We start from the raw sequence: 18062 nt of genomic DNA on the forward strand, positions 1-18062 counted from the left end.
GTCGTCGCCTCCTTCTCCTGCTGCTCGTCGTGCTCGCTCATGCGCTCCTGCTCGCTCATGCCGCCACCGCCGTCATGTCCGCGGCAGTGATCCCCTTGGTCGAGACGATCACGCCGCGCAGCTTTTTGGCAAGGGCCTCATAGAACATGCTGAGCGGGAACTCGTCCGGGAGCACGTCGTCCACCAGTTTGCGCGGCGGCTGATCGAGGTCGAGGGCTTCGGGGCCCTTGGCCCACACGGATCCGGGGTGCGGGGCGAGGTAGGTCGAGACGAGGTCGTAGGCGGCGAACCAGTGGACCAGCTTGGGGCGGTCGATGCCGTCGCGGTAGAGCTTCTCGATCTCGCCGCACAGCTGGTTGGTGACCTGCGGAGCACGGTCCCAGTCGATGTGCAGAGTGTTGTCCGTCCAGCGTACGACGTCGTGCTTGCGGAGGTAGGCGAAGAGCAGCTGGCCGCCGAGACCGTCGTAGTTGCGGACCCGCTCGCCGGTGATGGGGAAGCGGAACATCCGGTCGAAGAGGACGGCGAACTGCACGTCACGGGCCTGGGCGTACCCGTCGGCCTCGAGCTTGACGGCCTCCTTGAAGGCCGTGAGGTCGCAGCGCAGCTCCTCCAGACCGTACATCCAGAACGGCTGCCGCTGCTTGATCATGAAGGGGTCGAACGGCAGGTCGCCGTGGCTGTGGGTGCGGTCGTGGACCATGTCCCACAGGACGAACGCCTGCTGGCAGCGCTCCTGGTCGCCGATCATGTCGGTGATGTCGGCCGGGAGGTCCAGGCGCAGGGTCTCCACCGCGGCCTCGGTGATGCGGCGGAAGCGGGCCGCCTCGCGGTCGCAGAAGATGCCGCCCCAGGTGAAGCGCTCGGGGGCCTGGCGGACGGCGATGGTCTCGGGGAAGAGCACCGCGGAGTTGGTGTCGTAGCCCGCCGTGAAGTCCTCGAAGGTGATGCCGAGGAAGAGCGGGTTGTCGTAGCGGGTGCGCTCCAGCTCGGCGAGCCACTCCGGCCAGACGACGCGCAGGACGACGGCCTCGAAGTTGCGGTCGGGGTTGCCGTTCTGGGTGTACATGGGGAAGAGCACGAGGTGCTGGAGGCCGTCCGCGCGCTGCGCGGCGGGCTGGAAGGCCAGCAGCGAGTCGAGGAAGTCCGGCACGCCGAAGCCCTTGTCGGCCCACCGGCGCAGGTCGGCGACCAGGGCCTGGTGGTACTCCACGTCGTGCGGAAGGAGCGGGGAGAGCTGCTCGACCGCCGCTATGACGGTCTCGGTCTCGGCCCGGACCGCCGGGCCCGGTGGAGCGCCCTCGGCCTCCAGGTCGATGGACCCGTCGGCGGACTGCCACGGCCGAATCGTCTCTACTGCGGCCTTGAGAGCAGCCCATGCCGGGTGCTCCACTACGCGATCAACAGACAAAATGTCGGATTTTGCCACTGTCGACGCAAGAATTTCCGTCACGAGTGCCCCTCCTCGGGAGAACCTGGCGTTAAGACACCGTATCCGTGCGCGGTTCTTCACCTCAAGGGGTTGAGCGATAAATTATCCTGTCGACCCGCCGTCGTGCAGCTGTTTTTCCTGCCGGGCTCCCCCATCCGGGGGACCAAGCATGGCCAACCCTCACTTGCGGCACTCCCGGCCCACCAGATGCACCGGCTGTTTTCAGCCACCGGATCCCGGCCATGCGTGCGGCCCCGCCGGGCCGCCCCCTCCCGGGGCCGTTCATGTACCGGCAACAACCGTCCGCCATTCGGACGGTTCGTGATCTTGACCTGGACAGATCACATCGGGCGCTGCCAGTCTCGCGCCATGCCCGTCGCCACCCACCCCAGACGCCTGGCCGCCGCCCTCGCGCTCCTTGTCGCCGCGGCCGCCGGCTGCGCCCCGCAGGACGACACCGACGCCGCGAAGCCCCCCACGTCCCCCGCGGAGAAGGCCGCCGCATGCACGAAGGGACGGCTCGCCACCCAGGCCGCCGGGAAGCTCACCGTGGGCACGGACAAGCCCGCCTACGCCCCCTGGTTCCTCGGCGACGACCCCGCGAGCGGCAAGGGCTTCGAGTCGGCCGTCGCCTACGCCGTCGCCGACAGGCTCGGCTACGCACGGTCCGAGGTCCTCTGGCGGACCGTCCCCTTCAACACCTCCGTCGCACCCGGGGCGAAGAAGTTCGACTTCGACATCAACCAGATCTCCATCAGCGACGAGCGCCGCCGGGCCGTCGACTTCTCCTCCGGCTACTACGAAGTGCGGCAGGCCGTCATCGCGCTCAAGAACTCCGACGCCGCCAAGGCCACCACGGTCGCCGGCCTCAGGCACGCCAGGATCGGCGCCCAGGTGGGCACCACCAGCCTCGACGTCCTCAACGACGTCATCAAGCCCGACCGGGAGCCCGCCGTCTTCCAGAAGAACGACTACGCCAAGACGGCGCTCAAGAACGGCCAGGTCGACGCGATCGTCGTCGACCTGCCCACCGCCTTCTCCATCACCTCGGCCGAGGTCCCCGAGGCGAGGATCGTCGGTCAGTTCGACCCGAAGGCCGCCAAGGGCGAGGCACAGGGGAAGCCGGAACAGTTCGGGCTCGTACTCGACAAGGGAAGCCGCATCACCGGCTGCGTCAGCTACGCCGTCGACGCGCTGCGCGAGGACGGCACGCTCGCCCGGCTGGAGAAGCGGTGGCTGTCCGACACCGCCGGCGCCCCGGTGCTCACATGACGGCCGGGGACACGGTGCCCAAGCCGTACGAGGCTCAGGAGCCGCAGGACGCGCGGCCGTCGGCGGCGGCCGACGACGGGTACGTGCCCTCCGCGCGCCGCGTCGAGCGGGAGCGGTTCAAGCGGACGCGGACCCGCCGGGCCACGGCCGTCGCGGCCGTCAGCACCCTCGTCACGGGCGTCGTGCTCTTCCTCGTCGTCGTCAACTCGCCGGGCTGGCCGCGCACACGTGAGACGTTCTTCAGCGCCCACTACGCCCGCGAGGCCCTGCCGCAGATCCTCGACGGCCTCTGGCTCAACTTCCGGCTGCTGGTCGTCTGCGGTGCCGCGGTGCTCGTCCTCGGCATGCTGATCGCCGTCGCCCGCACCCTGCGCGGCCCGGTGTTCTTCCCGCTGCGCGCACTCGCCACCGCCTACACCGACTTCTTCCGCGGGCTGCCGCTCATCATCTGCCTGCTGATGGTGGTCTTCGGCGTCCCGGCGCTGCGGCTGCAGGGCGTGACCACCGATCCGGTGCTGCTGGGCGGTACGGCGCTGGTACTGACGTACTCGGCCTATGTGGCCGAGGTGTTCCGGGCCGGCATCGAGTCCGTCCACCCCAGCCAGCGCGCCGCCGCCCGGTCGCTGGGGCTCGGCAGCGGCCAGACGCTGCGCTTCGTGGTCCTGCCACAGGCCGTGCGGCGCGTGGTACCGCCGCTCCTGAACGACCTGGTCTCGCTGCAGAAGGACACCGGGCTGGTCTCCATCGCGGGCGCGGTCGACGCCGTCTACGCGGCGCAGATCGCGGCGAGCAAGAGCTTCAACTACACCCCGTACGTCGTCGCCGGGCTGATCTTCGTTGCCCTCACCGTCCCGATGACCCGGTTCACCGACTCGGTCACCGCCCGGATGGACCGCCGCCGTGCCCAGGGAGGGATCGTATGAGCGAGCGGACGGACGAGCCGGTGCTGCGGCTGGAAGCCGTGCGCAAGACCTTCGGGGGTTCGGTGGTGCTGCGCGACGTGGACCTGGAGGTCGCCCCGCACACGGTCACCGCGCTGATCGGCGCGTCCGGTTCGGGCAAGTCGACGCTGCTGCGGTGCGCGAACCTGCTGGAGGAGATCGACGACGGCGCGATCTTCCTCGACGGCGAGGAGATCACCGATCCGCGCGTGGACCCGGACACCGTGCGCCGCCGCATCGGTGTCGTCTTCCAGGCGTACAACCTCTTCCCGCACATGACCGTGCTGGAGAACATCACCCTCGCCCCGCGCCGGGTGCACGGCGTGCCGCGCGCGGAGGCGCAGGAGCGGGCGCGCGAGCTGCTGGAGCGGCTGGGCCTGGGCGGCAAGGCGGGCGAGTACCCCGACCGGCTCAGCGGCGGCCAGCAGCAACGCGTGGCGATCGTCCGCGCGTTGGCGGCCCGGCCCCGGCTGCTGCTGTTCGACGAGATCACCGCGGCCCTCGACCCGGAGCTGGTCGGCGAGGTGCTGAACGTCGTGCGCGGCCTGAAGGACGAGGGGATGACCATGGTCCTGGCCACGCACGAGATGGGCTTCGCCCGGGACGTCGCCGACCAGGTGTGCTTCCTGGACGACGGCGTGGTGCTGGAGCGGGGCACGCCCGGTGAGGTCTTCGGCGAGCCACGGCAGGAGCGGACGCGGCGTTTCCTGCGCCGGCTGGTGGAGGCGGGCCGGCTGTGAGGCCGGCCGCGGGGGCCGGCCCCGGCGTTACGCCAGTTCCTTGACCAGCAGCTCGAATTCGAGGTCGTCGCGCTGCGGGATGCCGAACCGCTCGTCGCCGTACGGGAAGGGGCTGGTCCGCCCGGTGCGCCGGTAGCCGCGGCGCTCGTACCAGGCGATGAGCTCGGTGCGCTGCCTGATCACGGTCATGTGCATCGCCGGGGCGCCCCACTCCCGGCGCGCCAGGCGCTCGGCCTCCGCCATGACGAGCTTGCCGAGGCCGCCGCCCTGGGCCGTCGGACGGACCGCGAACATGCCGAAGTAGACGTGGTCACCGCGGTGTTCGAGGTGGCAGCAGGCGACCGTCTCGCCGTCGGCCTCGACCACCAGCAGCCGGCTGTTCTCGTCGGTGACCACGGCCAGGACGCCCTCGGGGTCGGTGCGCTGCCCCTCCAGGAGGTCGGCCTCGGTCGTCCAGCCCGCGCGGCTGGCATCGCCCCGGTAGGCCGACTCGACCAGTTCGACCAGTACCGGCACATCGGCGACGGCCGCCGTCCGGAATACCGGCCCGGCGGTACGGCTCCTGGTGGTCTCCATGTGCTGCGGGGTCCTCTCCGTGCGGTGTCGGGCGCACCTACGACCCTAACGGAGGAGGTTTGCGTACAGTCGCGGGCATGGTGCATGTACTGAGCAGCAGGGTGTTATTGAGGCCGACCGACCCCGAGCGGTCGCGGGCCTTCTACGGCGGGGCGCTGGGCCTCGCGGTCTACCGCGAGTTCGGCACGGGCCCCGAGCGCGGCGTCGTCTACTTCCTGGGCGGCGGGTTCCTGGAGGTCTCGGGCCGGTCGCCCGCGCCACCGGGGCCGGGCGTGGAGCTGTGGCTGCAGGTCGCGGACGCGGCGCAGGCGCACGAGGAGTTCCTGCGCCGCGGGGTGGAGGTGCTGGAGCCCCCGGAGAGGAAGCCGTGGGGGCTGATCGAGATGTGGATCGCGGACCCCGATGGAGTACGCATCGCGGTGGTGGAGGTACCCGAGGACCACCCGATGCGGTACCGGCCGGGCATCTGAGGTTCCCGCCCGCCCGGTGCGCCATGGCCCGCGCGGGCGCCCGGAGAGCCGCTCCGGCGCTGCGCCGGAGCACGGTCCGGGCAGCCTGCGCTCCCCCTGTGCGCCCGTGCGCTCCCGTGTGACGCGGCCGCGGCGGGCATTCTCCGAGGGTGGACGCGCGTCCCGGGGAGGTGTGCCGTGCACGGACCGCCGCTGGTCGGGTGGTTGCTGGTCGTGCTCTGCGCGGCCACGGGCGCGTACTGCCTGGTCCGTACGCGGGCCGGCGCGGCGGGGGAGCGCCGGGCCGCGGGCGGCGACGCACTCATGGGGCTCGGCATGGCCGCGATGGCCGTGCCGGCCGCCGTGCTGGACACCCGCCCCTGGGGGCACGCCGTGTTCGCGGCGGTGTTCGGGGCGGCCGGCCTGCGCACGCTGGCGCTGGCACGCAGGCACCGCGGGGCGCACCACCTGCACCACGCGGTGGGGGCGTTCGCCATGGTCTACATGGCCCTGGCGATGGCCGGGTCACCCGCGGGTGCCCACGCCGGGCACGCCGCGGCCGCCCGCGAGCCGGCGGGTGCCCCGCTGCTCACCGGCCTGCTGCTGGTGTACTTCGCGGTGTACGTCGTACGCGGTGCCGCCACGATGGTCCCCTGCGTGGCCACCGCGCCGGGCGGAGCCGGCCGGCCGGGACACGACCGGGAGCGCGCGGGCCGGCCCGAGCTGACCCGCGCGTGCCGGCTGTCCATGGGCATCGGGATGCTGGCGATGCTGCTCACCCTGTGAGCGGGGCGGCGCTCGGTGTCGTGCGTCACTTCGCGCGCGGGAACGTACCGGGTGCGGCGCCGCGCTCATAGGCTGCCGGCCATGATGGTCCCGCTCGCGCTGCTGGTCCTCGGTGGGCTGGCTGCGGCAATGGCGCCACGGGTGCTGACCCGCGCCGACTGGCCCGACCGCGAACCCGTGCTGGCCCTGTGGGTGTGGCAGTGCGTCGTGGCCGCCGTGCTGCTGTGCTGCGCGCTCGCGATGTCGCTGAGCGCCTGCGCCGCCTGGGCGGCCGTGCGCGGCAACGTCTTCGCCCCCGCGCCGCACGGCGTGGTCGAGGCCTACGCCCTGACCGCCTACGGATCGTGGGCGGCTCCCCTCGCCGTCCTCCTGGCCACCGGCGCCCTGTGGACGGCGGCGATGCTGACCCGTGAGGTCCGCGCCGCCCGCGCCCGGCGCCGTCGCCTCCGCGCCGACCTGCTCGTACGCTCCCCCCTGCTGCCGGGCGAGGAGCGGGGCGGGGAGCCGCTGGTGGTACTGGAGGGCGAGCGGCCCGAGGCCTGGCTGCTGCGGGCCGGTGCCGCACCGCAACTGGTGATCACGACGGCGGCGCTGCGCCGGCTGCAGGGTTTCCAGCTGGACGCGGTGCTGGCGCACGAGCAGGGGCACGCACGGGCCCGCCACGACTGGCTGCTGCACTGCTCGTCGGCGCTGGCGAACGGCTTCCCGCGGGTACCGGTGTTCGCGGCCTTCCGCGACCAGGTGCACCGTCTGGTGGAGTTGGCGGCGGACGACTCGGCCTCCCGCCGCTTCGGCCGGCTGACGACCGCCCTCGCCCTGGTCGAACTCAATGAGGACCGGGGCGTGTTCGGCCCCTGCCCCGCCCCCTTCTCCCAGGTCCCGGACCGCGTCGAGCGCCTGCTGGCCGCCACTCCCCGGCTGACCACGGGCCGGCGCCTGCGGCTGACGGCCGTGGCGGCGCTGGTGCCGGCCGTCCCCCTGCTGGTGACGTTCGTGCCGGGCCTGAGCGCCCTGGGCGGCTAGCCGCCGCCGGTACGGTCGCACCCCGCCGGACACCGCGGGGTGCACACCGGCCCCACCAGGCATGTGCCAGGTGGGGGCCTGTCGCATGCGTCTCAGCGGACCCGGCCGCGCGGCTTGAGCGGCACCGGCGGCAGCTCGGGCGCCCGGAGCCGGCGGCCCTCATACCCATGGACGCTGCCGAAGCGGGAGCCGGTCATCCAGGCCTCGCGGGCATGTGCGATCTCCTCCCCCGTCCGCGCGACGAAGTTCCACCACGTACCTGGCCGTTCGCGCCTTTGCGCAGGTCAGGGATGTTCTGGGCCATCGGTGGTCAGCAATCCGTCAGCATGGGTCCCAGAGGAGTCAGCAAGGCATGGCAACCAAGCCTTTGCCCCGGGGTATGGGTACGTTCTTCAAGGAGTGTGAGCATCCTCAGTCGAGGTGGTCGAAGTGCCCTCACCTGTACAAGATCAGGTACCGGGCTGCGTCGGGGAAGCAGGCGGAGGAGTCGGGGTTCGCGAACCAGGACAAGGCCATCACGCGACTGACGGAAATCTACAACGAGAAGAAGGCGGCTCCCCGGAACCAGGCCAGGGCGGAGCGCATCGCGAAGTACGGGGCGATGCGGTTCGGGGAGTACGCCGCTGAGTGGAAGGCCGGCCAGCGGGACCTGGCCGAGTCCTCGCTGCATCACCTCGACTCACTGCTGGAGCACCATCTCTTCCCGGCCCTGGAGAGCCGGCGGATGAAAACGTTCGACCACAAGGTCGTGGACGGAGTCATCCGGACGATGGAGCGCAACGGTGCCGGACTGGCGACGCAGGCCAACGCCTTCGACAAACTGAAATCGATTCTCCTGCACGCGCACCGGCTGGGGCTCTTCCACGAGAACCCGCTGGAAGGCGTGAAGCCGCCGCAGTACGACCCGAAGCGGGCGGTGATCCCCTCGGTGGCCCAGCTGCGGGAGATACGTGCGGCCGGAGACGACACGTTCATGCTGTTCGCCGACCTGATGAGCGGCTGCGGCATGCGCAACGGCGAGGCCGCGGCGGTCAACCTCAACAACATCGTGGCCGACGAGGTCTACCGGATCACCGAGCAGGTGAACCAGATGACCAAGGAGTACGGGCGGCTCAAACACCGCAAGACGGGCGACTACCGAGACGTTCCACTTCCCGCCCGGGTCAGGGAGACCATCGAGTGGTACGCGGGCAAGCACGGCACCGTGGACGGCTACCTCCTGCGCCATCCCCGGGACCCCGACAAGACGTTCCCGCACTACTACCTGTCGAACCAGTGGAAGAACATCAAGAAGGCCGGCGAGGTGGACATCCCCGACGGCATGGTCATCTACAGCTTCCGGCACTTCTTCGCCTCGAACTGCCTCACCCATGGCATCCCGATCACCGACGTCGCCGAGTGGATGGGACACAAGAGTCTGGACATCACCTTCACGATCTACCGGCACCTCATGCCCGGCTCCATCGGCAAGGCCGCCAAAATCCTCAACCTCGACCTCGCCGCATAAACTCCAAGGAGCGCATCCGAGCACCGTAAATAGCACGCGGCTTCATCCCCGCGGCGGCCCGGCGCTCGTCCAGCCGCTCGGGGTCGGCTACCGGCAGTCGCGGTACTATGTGCCGTACGGCTGCTTCTGCCTTTCGCCTGCGGACGAGGCACCGGTCCGTGAGGTACGCCAACTGCCACGATGGAGCACTCCGCGACAGGCGCTTGGTGCCGTCTGCGTCGATCACCACGCAGTGGTGGTGGCTCTTGCCCGCGTCCATGCCGGCCCAGAGTTCGGTCACGCGTACCTCCGTCGTCCAGAGCTGTTCGTGGTCCCAGCAGACGACCTCGCCGACGTTCAGCAGGGCCGCACCGGCTCCCGGCTGGACACACCGAGCCCTCGGTCGCCCCTGAACCCCTTCCGTTCACCAGCAAGGGACCGACAGGAGCACATTTCCCAATAAATCGAAGAACAACACATCATGGACGGCCAGCGCCAGTACAGGCGCTGGCCGTCCGTCTGCCTAACCGCCTACACCCCATAGAGGGAGAAGCGAAGAGCATTCGCGACCTTAACGGTGGCCCTACCGCTGGGCCGGACCGTGACCTCGGCTCCGGTATCGCTCTCCACCTTGACCGGGACCACCATATTGTTCTCCACGGTAGTGTCCCCGGAGGCCGAAACCTGCGTTCCCGGCGGTGGGGTGGCGACGACGCAGAACTCGCCCGCGGTGGAGATCACCGCTACAGCGAGGCAGGTGTCGGCGTGCGTACGGGTGAAAAGCGACACCGGCGTGGAAGTCAAGATCCGCCCCGGCGAGGGGGACATACTCTACGACGTCGAAGAGAAGTTCGACGTCAATGTTTGAGGTTGAGGCGTCGGCACTGCGGGGTGGTGCCTCATGAGGAGTGCCGTCATCCTCGGTTGCCGGACCCGCGAATCCCGCACCGGATGCGAGCTGATCCCGGGCGGAAGCCGAATGGAGCGTCGCCCTCTAGCCGGGGCGGCGCACGGTCTCTACGCTCCCCGCCATGACGACAGAGGCACGCACATCTCCGCGCGGCCCCTCGACGCCGGCACCCAAGGGCCGCCCGCCCGGCCCGGTGACACCGGACAAGAACCCGCCCTCACCGCCGCAGCACCCCCCGCCTCCCGGTACCTGATGGCGGTCGAGCACACGGACTGGGCCAAGCTGCCCGAAGGCGTGAGGGACGCCGTCGCGCGGCAGCTCGGCATGCCCTACACAGCGGCCGACGCGGAGGACGCCGCCAACTCCGGCACCGCAGCCCTGCTGTCCCTCTGCGACGGCCGGGCGGTCTTCGTCAAAGGGCAGCGCGACCGTACCCCGGCCGCCGCCCCTGACGGCTCTGTCGACGACGGCACGTCATGGTGGGGCCCCGACTGGTCACCCGTCGACGAACTGGACCTGGAGCAGGCCGTCAACCCGCACCTGCCGTCCAGCGCCCCCCGCGTCCTGTGGCGCCTGCACGCCCACGGATGGCACCTGCTCGCCTTCGAGGGCCTGCGGGGCCGGGTGTCCGAGTACACCCCCGGCTCCACGGACCTCCCACTCGTCGCCGCAGCCCTGGGCGAGCTGGCAGCCTGCGCCACCCCCCCGCTGCGCCTGCCCACGGCGTGGGACCGCTGGGGCTACTACTGCGACGCCCGGGATGAGGACCAGCTCGCCGGATCACGTCTCCTGCACACCGATCCCGCCTCCACCAACGTCCTCATCTGCCAGGGCCGGGCTCGTCTCGTCGACTGGGCATGGCCGTCACTCGGCCCCGGGTGGGCGGACGCGGCCCTGTGGGGGATGCGGCTCATCTCCACCGGCGGCCACACCCCCGAACAAGCCTGGACATGGGCCTCACAGACACCCGGGTGGAACGAGGCGCCGCCGCAGGCCCTGCGGGTCTTCACCCGGGCCGAGGCCCGCCGCTGGCAGGACCTCGCGGCCGACCACGTGGCCGGCGCCTCCCCGGTCGCCGAAGCCGCCCACGCCTGGGCCTGCTTCGTGGCCTCGCACACCCCGGCAGCAGCGCCGGTAACGCTGACGGATTGAACGGTAGCGATGGCTCCGCTTGTAGCGGGCGTGGTCAGATCCTCGCCGCCCTTGATCGAGGAGAACTGGGACGACCTGCTCCGCCTGGCAGGGTCGATCAAGTTCGGGCACGCCACCGCCTCGCTGATCGTCGGCAAGCTGTCCGCCTTCTCCGGCCAGAACACCCTGGCAGCCGCGTTGAAGGAGTACGGGGCGCTTCGCCGTACGATCTACGCCGCGCGCTACTTGGCGGACGAGGCCTACCGCAGGAAGATCGTCCGGCAGCTCAACAAGGGCGAATCTCTGCACTCCCTGCGCCGTAGTCTGCTGTACGCCCACGAAGGCGCCATCCGGCACCGTCACCTGGCGGCGCAGACCGAGCAGGCATGGCGCCTGACGCTGCTGACCAACGCGGTGGTGACCTGGACGACGGAATACTACGGCCTGGCCATCGCGCAGATGCGCGCCGAGGGCCGGGCGGTCGACGACGAGCTCCTCGCGCACATCTCCCCGGCCCACAGTGAGAACGTGAACTTCTTCGGCACGATCAACGTCGAGGTCGACACCGAGCTCGCCAAGCTCGACCCGGCCGGCTACCGGCCGCTGCGACCCCGCCGCCCAGGCCGGGCGTAACGACAGCGCAGGCGGGTCTTCGGGGCACGACGGCTACGAGTGCGTCGGTGAACGCAGCCAGGCGACCGGCGGGAGTCGTCACCTCCCGCCGGCCGCCTGGAGCGGGAGGGCAGTCGAGCACGCTCCAGCGTCGTGAACACGGCGCAGTGGATAGCATCTCGCTGGATCCAATCCAGTGATAAGTGCCCGCTTTGGTGGAACGCTTCGGAGTCGGGCCACTACACTTTGTGGGAGCGGCGCCGAATATGCGGGCCCGCTCGCCAATACTCACTGGGGTGATCATGAGGGTCGTCCGGGCAGTTGCCGTCCTGCGCGGCGAACCAGGGGTGTCCGGCATCGCGACGTTCGAACAAGCTGCAGAGGGTGCGCCGACGAGGATTCAAATCGAGGTCCATGGCCTCGCACCGGGCAAGCACGGCGTACACATCCACGAGTTTGGCGACATCACCAACGGGCTGACCTCAACTGGAGCGCATTACAACCCTCACGGGCATCAGCACGCCGGCCCCCAAGACGCGGCACGGCACGCCGGTGACCTGGGAAACATCGAAGCCCCATCAGGCGACGTGGCCCGGCTCGACATCACGGACAAACAGGTGCAGCTGATCGGTCCACTCAGCGTCGTAGGGCGCGCGCTGGTCGTCCACGCCGATGAGGACGATCTCGGCAGAGGGGGCGTTGAACTCTCCCTCACCACCGGCAACTCTGGGGCTCGCCTGACTGGCGGTGTCATCGGGATCGCGCAGTAGTTCCTGCCGCGCCGCAGGAGCATGATCAACGACGCACCGGCCGCTGAGGCACCCGGGCCCGGCGGCGTGCGGCGGGGTCGCGCTCGGCGACGTGCCGGGCGACCGCGTCGACACCGAGGCGGGCGTAGCGTTCCAGGGAGCGGACGGAGGCGTGCCGGGAGCGGGCCAGCAGCATCGGGGTCGATGTGCCGCCCTCAGCGTCGTGCGTGAGCGCGGAGTGCCGCAGCCGGTGCAGGGTCCAGCCGTCCAGGTCCTCGATGTCCTCGGGCGAGGCGAGCGGATTGGCCAGCAGCCGCGTGGCGCACTCGAAGATCTCCTCGGCCCGCCGGTAGGACAGGCGGGCCCGTCCGGTCTCCGGGCACACGTCCAGCGACGGCGTGCCGGCCGGGGCCTTGCGGCCGGTGAGGAACAGCGGCCCGCGGGTGCGTCCGGCGATGAGGCGGGGCAGCAGCTGAGCGGTGCCGGACTGCCAGTGAATCCACTCGGTCGCCCCGCCCTTGGCAGTGATCTTGCCTCGCTTGTCCTGCGGGTACAGGTCTTCCACGTTCAGGCACAGGACCTCATCGGCCCGGGCGGCGGACTCATAGAGCATCTTCCACAGCGTCTTCTCCCGCAGGGCGACGTCCAGGCACCACAGGGCGGCGATCTGGTTCTCGGCCAGGGCCTTGGTGCGGTCCGGCGGCGCCGGCCGCCGCTCGATCCCGATCGTCGGATCGACGATGATCCAGCCCTGCCGCTGCCACCAGCCGATCGCCTTGCGCGCGATGGACAGTTCCCGGTTGACGGTGTCGGCGTCCATCTCGTCCGCCCGGTCCGCCGCCAGTTCGGCCAGTACCTCCGGCAGAGCCGGGTCGTCGATCGAGGCGATGGGGAAGACGGGCGGCTTCGCGCCCCGGCGGGCGGGCCCGGTGGGGCCAGTTCGCCGGCAAGCATCCACCCCCACGTCGTCAGCGAGATCCGGTAGATCCGCGCGGAGGACTTCGCGATGCCCGCGCTGGTGAGGTACCGCTCGACCGCCGCAGTGTACGACGCGGGAGGGGCAGACAGGGACACCACCCGGGCGCGCGGCAAACGCAACGCGCCCCCGCCCTTGAGTTCGGTCACTGGTTCGACTGACACGCCCGCCCGCCCTTCCGGCTCTGCCGCAGTAAATGCGTACACCTCGCCTCGGTGCCCGGAATGACCCGCCGCAGGTCGCATGATCGCGATAGAGGGTCCGCCGCAGTAAATCCGGCATTTACTGCGGTAGTTGCGAATACGTCTCCGCGATCGAGTAACCGCCCGAATGCGTTTCTGCTGTGCTGACTTGAGGGGAGTGGACTGTCAGTGCCCGGGGCCAGCATGCTTACCTGGGTCATGCCCCAGATCCTCCGTCACGGGCAGGCACTCGGCGAGCAGGTCGACGACGTCGCGCCAGGCTCGCTGCGCGTGCCGTGGGTGGTAGCCGACGCCGGGGACCACGGGGTGGCCGACCGGCGGGTGATGGAAGGCGTGCAAGGCGCCGCCGTAGACCGCGAGGCGCCAGTCGACGCCCGCGGCCTGCATCTCAGCGGTGAACGCGTTCCGTTGCTCGGGCGGCATGATCGGGTCTTCCGACCCGACCCCGGCCCACACCGGGCAGCGAATGCGCGCCGCCTCGCCCGGTCGGCCCGTGGTCAGTGCGTTGACTGTCCCGATCGCGCGCAGGCTGACGCCGCCGCGCCCAAGTTCCAGCCCGACGGCACCCCCCGTGCCATAGCCGACGGCGGCGATCCGGTCGGGGTCGGTCCGCGGTTCGGTGCACAACACATCGAGCGCCGCATGGCCGATGCCTCGCATCCGCTCGGGATCAGCGAGCAGCGGCAGGCAACGGGCCAGCATCTCCTCGGGGTCGCCCAAATAGCGCCCGCCATGAAGGTCGAAGGCCAGCGCTATATATCCCAGCTCGGCGAGAGCATCGGCCCGGCGGCGCTCGACGTCGCTGAGCCCCATGCCCTCTGGTCCGAGCAGCACCGCGGGCCGGCGGTCGACACCGGCCGGGAGCGCGAGGTGCCCGATCATCGTCAAACCGTCGGCCGGATACTCGACCGTACGCATCGTAATCGTCGTCATGAGACTGGACTGTAGTGATCGTCGAGCCCGGTCCGGCCGGTGTTCTGCCGCTGGCAGAACAGCGCGGGTATCCCTCTGAAATACGGCGAGGGCCCACAAGAACCGTCACAAACCCCGCCCCCACGGCAGCGCTATCGGATCACCTGCCCGGGCCACGGTTTTGGAGGCTGACCCTCGCAGCAGGATTCTGGGGTATACCGGCCCGCTCCCGTGAAGGGCGTCACCAGCTAGTTCCCTCATGGCTCAGGCAGCCTGGCCGAGACCGGCGGTGGTCAGGTCCTGCTCGCGCAGCGGGGTGAAGTCGACGTCGAGTTTCGGGTCGTACGCCTCGGGCTGGATGCCGAGTTCGTGGGTGCTGTACTCGCCGAACCGGTTGATGTGTTCGGTCAGGTACGGCGAGATGTGCGCCAGGTCTTCCGGGTCGGACTCTGCCGGGAATCTTGAGGACGGACAGTCAACGATCGTGACGTTGCTTCAGGCTTGTGGGAGCGTTCTGCCCATGTCCCCCAGGAGCCTGACATGTCCCTCCAGCCCCGTCCCGGAGCCGAGATCCCGGCGCTGACCGTGCGGGTCGCCCGGGCCAGCAATCCCCACGGCACCACTGCGATGTGGATCCGCGACCGCCTCGACGGCCTGTTCAGCGACGAGGACTTCACCGCCTGGTACCCGCGCGACGGCCGCCCCGGGCTCTCGCCCGCGCAGCTGGCCACCGTCTGCGTGCTGCAGTACGCGCTGAACCTGTCGGACCGCCAGGCCGCCGAGGCGGTGCGCTGCCGCATCGACTTCAAGTACGCCCTCGGCCTGGAACTGGAAGACCCCAGCTTCCACCACAGCGTGCTGTCCGACTTCCGCGACCGGCTCGCCGAGGGCGACCGCGCCGACCGGCTGCTGGGCCTGGCACTGACCCGGATCCGGCGGGCCGGCCTGCTCAAGGGGCGCGCCGCCCGCGACAGTCGACCATTTCCATAAACTATGAATATAAAAATGCTATGCTTCGGGCATGAGTCGTCAAGACACCGCTCCTGGCGCGTCCGCCGCCATCGGGGCAGCCCTCTACGGCCTGGCCACCAGGGCCGCGAGACGCCTGCCCCGGGACATGAGCCTGACGTCCGCCGCCACCCTGGCCACCCTGGACCGGACCGGACCGCGGCGCATCACCGATCTGGCCGCGGTCGAGGGCGTCACCCAGCCCGCGATGACCGCCCTGGTCCGGGTGATGGAGGAGTCCGGCCTGGTCGAGCGGCGGGGCGACGCGTCCGACAAGCGGGTCACGCTGGTGTGCCTGACCGAGGCCGGCGCCTCCTATGTCCGGACGCGGCGCCAGGCGGGCGTCCACGCGTTCGAGCGGTTGATCGGCGAGCTCACCGGCGACGAGGTCGAGGCGCTGGTGGCGGCCCTTCCGGCGCTGAAGCATCTGGCAGAGCTCGAAAGCCAGGACCGCGAAGGGCCGAAGCAGTGACCGGGCAGCCGGTCGGCGGGGTCGCGGTGAAGGCGTTCCCGGTGGCGCGTTCCGAGGCGCGGCTGCTGGTCCCCGCACTGATGTTCATCGCTCTGGTCGTGGCGGCGGTCGCCAGCCTCGGGACGCCGCTCATCACCAGCGTGGCGACCTCGTTCCACGTCTCGCTCGGCAGCGCGCAGTGGACGCTGACCGTCGCGCTGCTCAGCGGCGCCGTCGCCACGCCGGTCCTGGGCCGGCTCGGAGCCGGCCGGCACCGGCGGGCCACGATCCTCGCCACGCTGGCGGTCGTCGTCGCCGGCAGCGCGCTCACCGTGCTGCCGCTGCCGTTCGCGTGGCTGCTGGCCGGCAGGGCGGCCCAGGGCATCGGGCTCGGGCTGACGGCGCTGATGATGGGCGTGGCCCGGGACCACCTCCCCGAGGAGCGCAGCGCGGCCGTGATCGCCCTGATCTCGGTGGTCTCGATCATCGGGGCCGGCGTCGGCTACCCGCTGGCCGCACTGCTCGCCGAGCTCGGCGGGGTACGGGCCGCCTACGGCCTCGGCCTGGTCGTCACCGCCGCCGCCCTCCTGACCGCGTGGCGCTCCATGCCCGAAGCCCCCGAAGGCCGCTCCGCCCACGTGGACGTGGCAGGCGCGGTCGTCCTGGCCGCTGCGCTGCTCCTGGTGCTGTTCCTCGCCGGCGAAGGGAATCTGTGGAGCCGGCACCTCGCCGTGGCGGCGGGCCTCGCCGTCGTCGCGGTGGTGCTGCTCTGCGTCTGGGCCGTCATCGAGCTGCGCAGCACGACGCCCCTGGTCGATGTGCGGGCGGTGCGGCACCCGGCGGTCGCCGGGGCGAACCTCGCCATGTTCGTCGGCGGGATCGGCATGTACCTCCTGCTCACGCTCATCACCCGGTACGCGCAGACGCCGCACGGCGCCGGCTACGGCTTCGGGCTGAGGACCTTCGTCGCCGGGCTGGTCCTCATCCCGTTCTCGGTGCTGGGGTTCGTCGCCGGCAAGCTCACGCCGCGGGTCCGGACGCGGATCGCCGACCCCCTGCTCCTGGCCGGCAGCGCCGTCGTGGTCGGCGGCGGGTTCGCCCTGTTCGCGGCGGCCCGGTCGGACCTGGCCGAACTGTTCGCGGCGATGGGCGTGCTCGGCTTCGGCGTCGGCGGCTTCTCGGCCGCGATGCCCGGCGTCATCCTGGCCGTCACCCCCAAGAGCGAGACGTCGAGCGCCATGAGCTTCAACTACGTCGTCCGCAGCGTCGGGTACTCCCTGGGCAGCGCCATCGGCGGCCTGATCCTCGCCGCGGGCACCGGCCCCGGCCACCTCTTCCCCGACGACAGCGCCTACACCACCGCGGCGCTGGTCGGCATCGGCGCCATGGCGATCACGACGCTGACAAGCCTCGCTCTCGCCCGCCGACGCTCGTCCGAGACCAACCCGTAAGTCAGATGCACTCATCCCAACACTGGAGGTTCCATGCGCAAGGGCTACTGGGTCAGCGTCTACCCCGCCATTTCCGACCCTGAGGGGCTGACTGCCTACAACGAGCTGGCGGGTCTGGCTGTCCGGGCTGGGGGCGGGCGCGTCCTGTCCAATTTCGGTCGAGTCGTCGCCCACGAGGCCGGAATCACCGAACGCGTCGTTCTGATCGAGTTCGACAGTTTTGAACAGGCGGTCGCGGCATACGAGAGCGAGGCATACCAGAAGGCGCTGGTGGCCCTCCCCGACGGCTTCGAGCGCGACTTCCGCATCGTCGAAGGCATCGACTGACCGAGGTCCAGTCGGATCTTTACTGAAGCTCAACTTGACTGCCGCTGACGAGGTCAGCGCCGACTGTCTCCAGGGGCAAGCAAGCTGGTGACCTCGGCGATTGCCTCCGCCGAGGGGTGGAAATAGCGCCGTACGTTCTCCGGTTTCTTGTGCCGTGACTTGGCCATAAGCATCGGCAGGCTGGCTCCGGCCTCGCCGAGATGAGTGAGCCCGGAGTGGCGCCATTCGTGCAGGTCCCAGCCCGCGCCCTGCACGCCGGCGAGCACGGCTCCCGGGTGGCGCAGGGCCTCGAGGGCCTGGGCGGCGGTGAGCTCCGCCGGGCCGCCGCCCGCGACAAAACAAGAGGCATGGTGGACCACGCTGCGGCCGCGCTCGGCGGCGGTTGTAGGCGTCCCGGGGCCGCTCGACCTTCCAGCGGGCGGTGCCGTCTCCGTGGACCCGCGGCCATCTGGCCCCCGGCCTTTCGCTGCGCCGCCAGCGGGGTGCTGGGGTGGCGGCCGGTGCGGACGCGCATGAGGACCGCGGATGCCGGCGGATCGGCACGCCTGAACTGGCCCCCGCCCACGGCCTGGAGGCCACCCAGACCGAGCGGCGCTTCGACCTTGTCGAGCTCGACCGGTTCCGCTA

The 18062-nt window shown here is 70.7% G+C and carries 19 protein-coding genes and 3 pseudogenes; 16 read left to right on the forward strand and 6 right to left on the reverse strand.

The annotated features are described in order from the left end of the window. Positions 1 to 55 precede the first annotated feature (55 nt). Complete coding sequence (locus AB0F13_RS24915; protein ID WP_362086412.1) at positions 56 to 1453, reverse strand: DUF6421 family protein; 1398 nt, start codon at positions 1451 to 1453, stop codon at positions 56 to 58. Between the two features lie 348 nt (positions 1454 to 1801). Between AB0F13_RS24915 and AB0F13_RS24920 the strand changes: the two genes are divergently transcribed. The 3 genes from AB0F13_RS24920 to AB0F13_RS24930 are packed head-to-tail and all read left to right on the forward strand — an operon-like array spanning position 1802 to position 4385. Further along, positions 1802 to 2704 carry an ABC transporter substrate-binding protein gene (locus tag AB0F13_RS24920; RefSeq protein ID WP_362086415.1) on the forward strand — a complete coding sequence of 301 codons (903 nt, stop codon included), beginning with the start codon at positions 1802 to 1804 and terminating at the stop codon, positions 2702 to 2704. Beyond that, positions 2701 to 3627: an amino acid ABC transporter permease gene (locus AB0F13_RS24925; protein WP_362086418.1), complete on the forward strand. Its 927-nt coding sequence runs from the start codon at positions 2701 to 2703 to the stop codon at positions 3625 to 3627. The genes AB0F13_RS24920 and AB0F13_RS24925 overlap by 4 nt, the downstream gene beginning before the upstream one ends. Continuing rightward, positions 3624 to 4385, forward strand: coding sequence for an amino acid ABC transporter ATP-binding protein (locus AB0F13_RS24930; protein ID WP_362086421.1), 762 nt, complete (start codon positions 3624 to 3626; stop codon positions 4383 to 4385). The genes AB0F13_RS24925 and AB0F13_RS24930 overlap by 4 nt, the downstream gene beginning before the upstream one ends. A 27-nt stretch (positions 4386 to 4412) precedes the next feature. Here the strand turns inward: AB0F13_RS24930 and AB0F13_RS24935 are convergent, their stop codons facing one another. Continuing rightward, positions 4413 to 4961 carry a GNAT family N-acetyltransferase gene (locus AB0F13_RS24935; protein ID WP_362086424.1) on the reverse strand — a complete coding sequence of 183 codons (549 nt, stop codon included), beginning with the start codon at positions 4959 to 4961 and terminating at the stop codon, positions 4413 to 4415. Positions 4962 to 5038: 77 nt separating this feature from the next. On the opposite strand from AB0F13_RS24935, the gene AB0F13_RS24940 reads away from it, so the two are divergent. From AB0F13_RS24940 to AB0F13_RS24950, 3 genes are all read left to right on the forward strand, one after another. Continuing rightward, positions 5039 to 5431 (forward strand): VOC family protein, encoded by a 393-nt coding sequence (locus AB0F13_RS24940; RefSeq protein ID WP_362086427.1) that lies wholly within the window; start codon positions 5039 to 5041, stop codon positions 5429 to 5431. A 177-nt stretch (positions 5432 to 5608) separates the two neighbouring features. After that, on the forward strand, positions 5609 to 6196 hold the full coding sequence (locus tag AB0F13_RS24945) for a DUF5134 domain-containing protein (protein ID WP_362086430.1): 588 nt from the start codon (positions 5609 to 5611) through the stop codon (positions 6194 to 6196). A gap of 81 nt (positions 6197 to 6277) precedes the next feature. Beyond that, entirely contained in the window at positions 6278 to 7219 is a 942-nt protein-coding gene (locus AB0F13_RS24950) for a M56 family metallopeptidase (RefSeq protein ID WP_362086433.1), read from the forward strand. Between the two features lie 92 nt (positions 7220 to 7311). On the opposite strand, the pseudogene AB0F13_RS24955 reads toward AB0F13_RS24950, so the two are convergent. Continuing rightward, positions 7312 to 7473, reverse strand: a pseudogene (locus AB0F13_RS24955) (pirin family protein); the annotation flags it as partial. A 98-nt stretch (positions 7474 to 7571) separates the two neighbouring features. Between AB0F13_RS24955 and AB0F13_RS24960 the strand changes: the two are divergent. The 5 genes from AB0F13_RS24960 (at position 7572) to AB0F13_RS24980 (ending at position 12128) form a co-directional block, all read left to right on the forward strand. Next, positions 7572 to 8726 carry a tyrosine-type recombinase/integrase gene (locus tag AB0F13_RS24960; RefSeq protein WP_362086436.1) on the forward strand — a complete coding sequence of 385 codons (1155 nt, stop codon included), beginning with the start codon at positions 7572 to 7574 and terminating at the stop codon, positions 8724 to 8726. Between the two features lie 610 nt (positions 8727 to 9336). Beyond that, positions 9337 to 9573 (forward strand): hypothetical protein, encoded by a 237-nt coding sequence (locus AB0F13_RS24965; RefSeq protein ID WP_362086438.1) that lies wholly within the window; start codon positions 9337 to 9339, stop codon positions 9571 to 9573. A gap of 111 nt (positions 9574 to 9684) precedes the next feature. After that, positions 9685 to 10767: an aminoglycoside phosphotransferase gene (locus AB0F13_RS24970; protein ID WP_362086440.1), complete on the forward strand. Its 1083-nt coding sequence runs from the start codon at positions 9685 to 9687 to the stop codon at positions 10765 to 10767. Positions 10768 to 10776: 9 nt separating this feature from the next. Next, positions 10777 to 11379 carry a Tn3 family transposase gene (locus tag AB0F13_RS24975; protein ID WP_362086443.1) on the forward strand — a complete coding sequence of 201 codons (603 nt, stop codon included), beginning with the start codon at positions 10777 to 10779 and terminating at the stop codon, positions 11377 to 11379. A 281-nt stretch (positions 11380 to 11660) separates the two neighbouring features. Continuing rightward, positions 11661 to 12128: a superoxide dismutase family protein gene (locus tag AB0F13_RS24980; RefSeq protein WP_362086474.1), complete on the forward strand. Its 468-nt coding sequence runs from the start codon at positions 11661 to 11663 to the stop codon at positions 12126 to 12128. A 25-nt stretch (positions 12129 to 12153) separates the two neighbouring features. Here the strand turns inward: AB0F13_RS24980 and AB0F13_RS24985 are convergent, their stop codons facing one another. Continuing rightward, positions 12154 to 13071: a tyrosine-type recombinase/integrase gene (locus tag AB0F13_RS24985; RefSeq protein ID WP_362086446.1), complete on the reverse strand. Its 918-nt coding sequence runs from the start codon at positions 13069 to 13071 to the stop codon at positions 12154 to 12156. A 380-nt stretch (positions 13072 to 13451) separates the two neighbouring features. After that, complete coding sequence (locus AB0F13_RS24990) at positions 13452 to 14219, reverse strand: dienelactone hydrolase family protein (RefSeq protein WP_362086449.1); 768 nt, start codon at positions 14217 to 14219, stop codon at positions 13452 to 13454. Between the two features lie 519 nt (positions 14220 to 14738). Here AB0F13_RS24990 and AB0F13_RS24995 point away from each other — a divergent pair. The 4 genes and pseudogenes from AB0F13_RS24995 to AB0F13_RS25010 form a co-directional block, all read left to right on the forward strand. Then, a pseudogene (locus AB0F13_RS24995) lies at positions 14739 to 15158 on the forward strand (transposase); the annotation flags it as partial. A gap of 157 nt (positions 15159 to 15315) precedes the next feature. After that, a complete protein-coding gene (locus AB0F13_RS25000) occupies positions 15316 to 15678 on the forward strand; it encodes a MarR family transcriptional regulator (RefSeq protein ID WP_014173936.1) in 363 nt (120 codons plus the stop codon). Continuing rightward, complete coding sequence (locus AB0F13_RS25005; protein ID WP_362086452.1) at positions 15675 to 17108, forward strand: MFS transporter; 1434 nt, start codon at positions 15675 to 15677, stop codon at positions 17106 to 17108. The genes AB0F13_RS25000 and AB0F13_RS25005 overlap by 4 nt, the downstream gene beginning before the upstream one ends. Before the next feature lie 33 nt (positions 17109 to 17141). Beyond that, positions 17142 to 17435 carry a DUF1330 domain-containing protein gene (locus AB0F13_RS25010; RefSeq protein ID WP_362086455.1) on the forward strand — a complete coding sequence of 98 codons (294 nt, stop codon included), beginning with the start codon at positions 17142 to 17144 and terminating at the stop codon, positions 17433 to 17435. Positions 17436 to 17488: 53 nt separating this feature from the next. Here the strand turns inward: AB0F13_RS25010 and AB0F13_RS25015 are convergent. Beyond that, positions 17489 to 17683, reverse strand: a pseudogene (locus AB0F13_RS25015) (site-specific integrase); the annotation flags it as partial. Between the two features lie 173 nt (positions 17684 to 17856). On the opposite strand from AB0F13_RS25015, the gene AB0F13_RS25020 reads away from it, so the two are divergent. Further along, positions 17857 to 18062, forward strand: a 206-nt coding sequence (locus AB0F13_RS25020; protein ID WP_362086458.1) for a hypothetical protein, incomplete at its 3' end; no start/stop codon positions are given.

It is taken from the genome of Streptomyces sp. NPDC026206, assembly GCF_040638465.1.
Taxonomy (GTDB): domain Bacteria; phylum Actinomycetota; class Actinomycetes; order Streptomycetales; family Streptomycetaceae; genus Streptomyces.

Excerpts from the sequence above, each read along its gene's own strand:
- AB0F13_RS24990 (WP_362086449.1), bottom strand. The coding sequence starts at position 14,219 with ATGACGACGATTACGATGCGTACGGTCGAGTATCCGGCCGACGGTTTG.
- AB0F13_RS24980 (WP_362086474.1), top strand. The coding sequence starts at position 11,661 with ATGAGGGTCGTCCGGGCAGTTGCCGTCCTGCGCGGCGAACCAGGGGTG.
- AB0F13_RS24920 (WP_362086415.1), top strand. The coding sequence starts at position 1,802 with ATGCCCGTCGCCACCCACCCCAGACGCCTGGCCGCCGCCCTCGCGCTC.
- AB0F13_RS24970 (WP_362086440.1), top strand. The coding sequence starts at position 9,685 with ATGGAGCGTCGCCCTCTAGCCGGGGCGGCGCACGGTCTCTACGCTCCC.
- AB0F13_RS24975 (WP_362086443.1), top strand. The coding sequence starts at position 10,777 with ATGGCTCCGCTTGTAGCGGGCGTGGTCAGATCCTCGCCGCCCTTGATC.
- AB0F13_RS24935 (WP_362086424.1), bottom strand. The coding sequence starts at position 4,961 with ATGGAGACCACCAGGAGCCGTACCGCCGGGCCGGTATTCCGGACGGCG.
- AB0F13_RS25000 (WP_014173936.1), top strand. The coding sequence starts at position 15,316 with ATGAGCCTGACGTCCGCCGCCACCCTGGCCACCCTGGACCGGACCGGA.
- AB0F13_RS24960 (WP_362086436.1), top strand. The coding sequence starts at position 7,572 with ATGGCAACCAAGCCTTTGCCCCGGGGTATGGGTACGTTCTTCAAGGAG.
- AB0F13_RS24940 (WP_362086427.1), top strand. The coding sequence starts at position 5,039 with ATGGTGCATGTACTGAGCAGCAGGGTGTTATTGAGGCCGACCGACCCC.
- AB0F13_RS24950 (WP_362086433.1), top strand. The coding sequence starts at position 6,278 with ATGATGGTCCCGCTCGCGCTGCTGGTCCTCGGTGGGCTGGCTGCGGCA.
- AB0F13_RS24925 (WP_362086418.1), top strand. The coding sequence starts at position 2,701 with ATGACGGCCGGGGACACGGTGCCCAAGCCGTACGAGGCTCAGGAGCCG.
- AB0F13_RS24930 (WP_362086421.1), top strand. The coding sequence starts at position 3,624 with ATGAGCGAGCGGACGGACGAGCCGGTGCTGCGGCTGGAAGCCGTGCGC.
- AB0F13_RS25010 (WP_362086455.1), top strand. The coding sequence starts at position 17,142 with ATGCGCAAGGGCTACTGGGTCAGCGTCTACCCCGCCATTTCCGACCCT.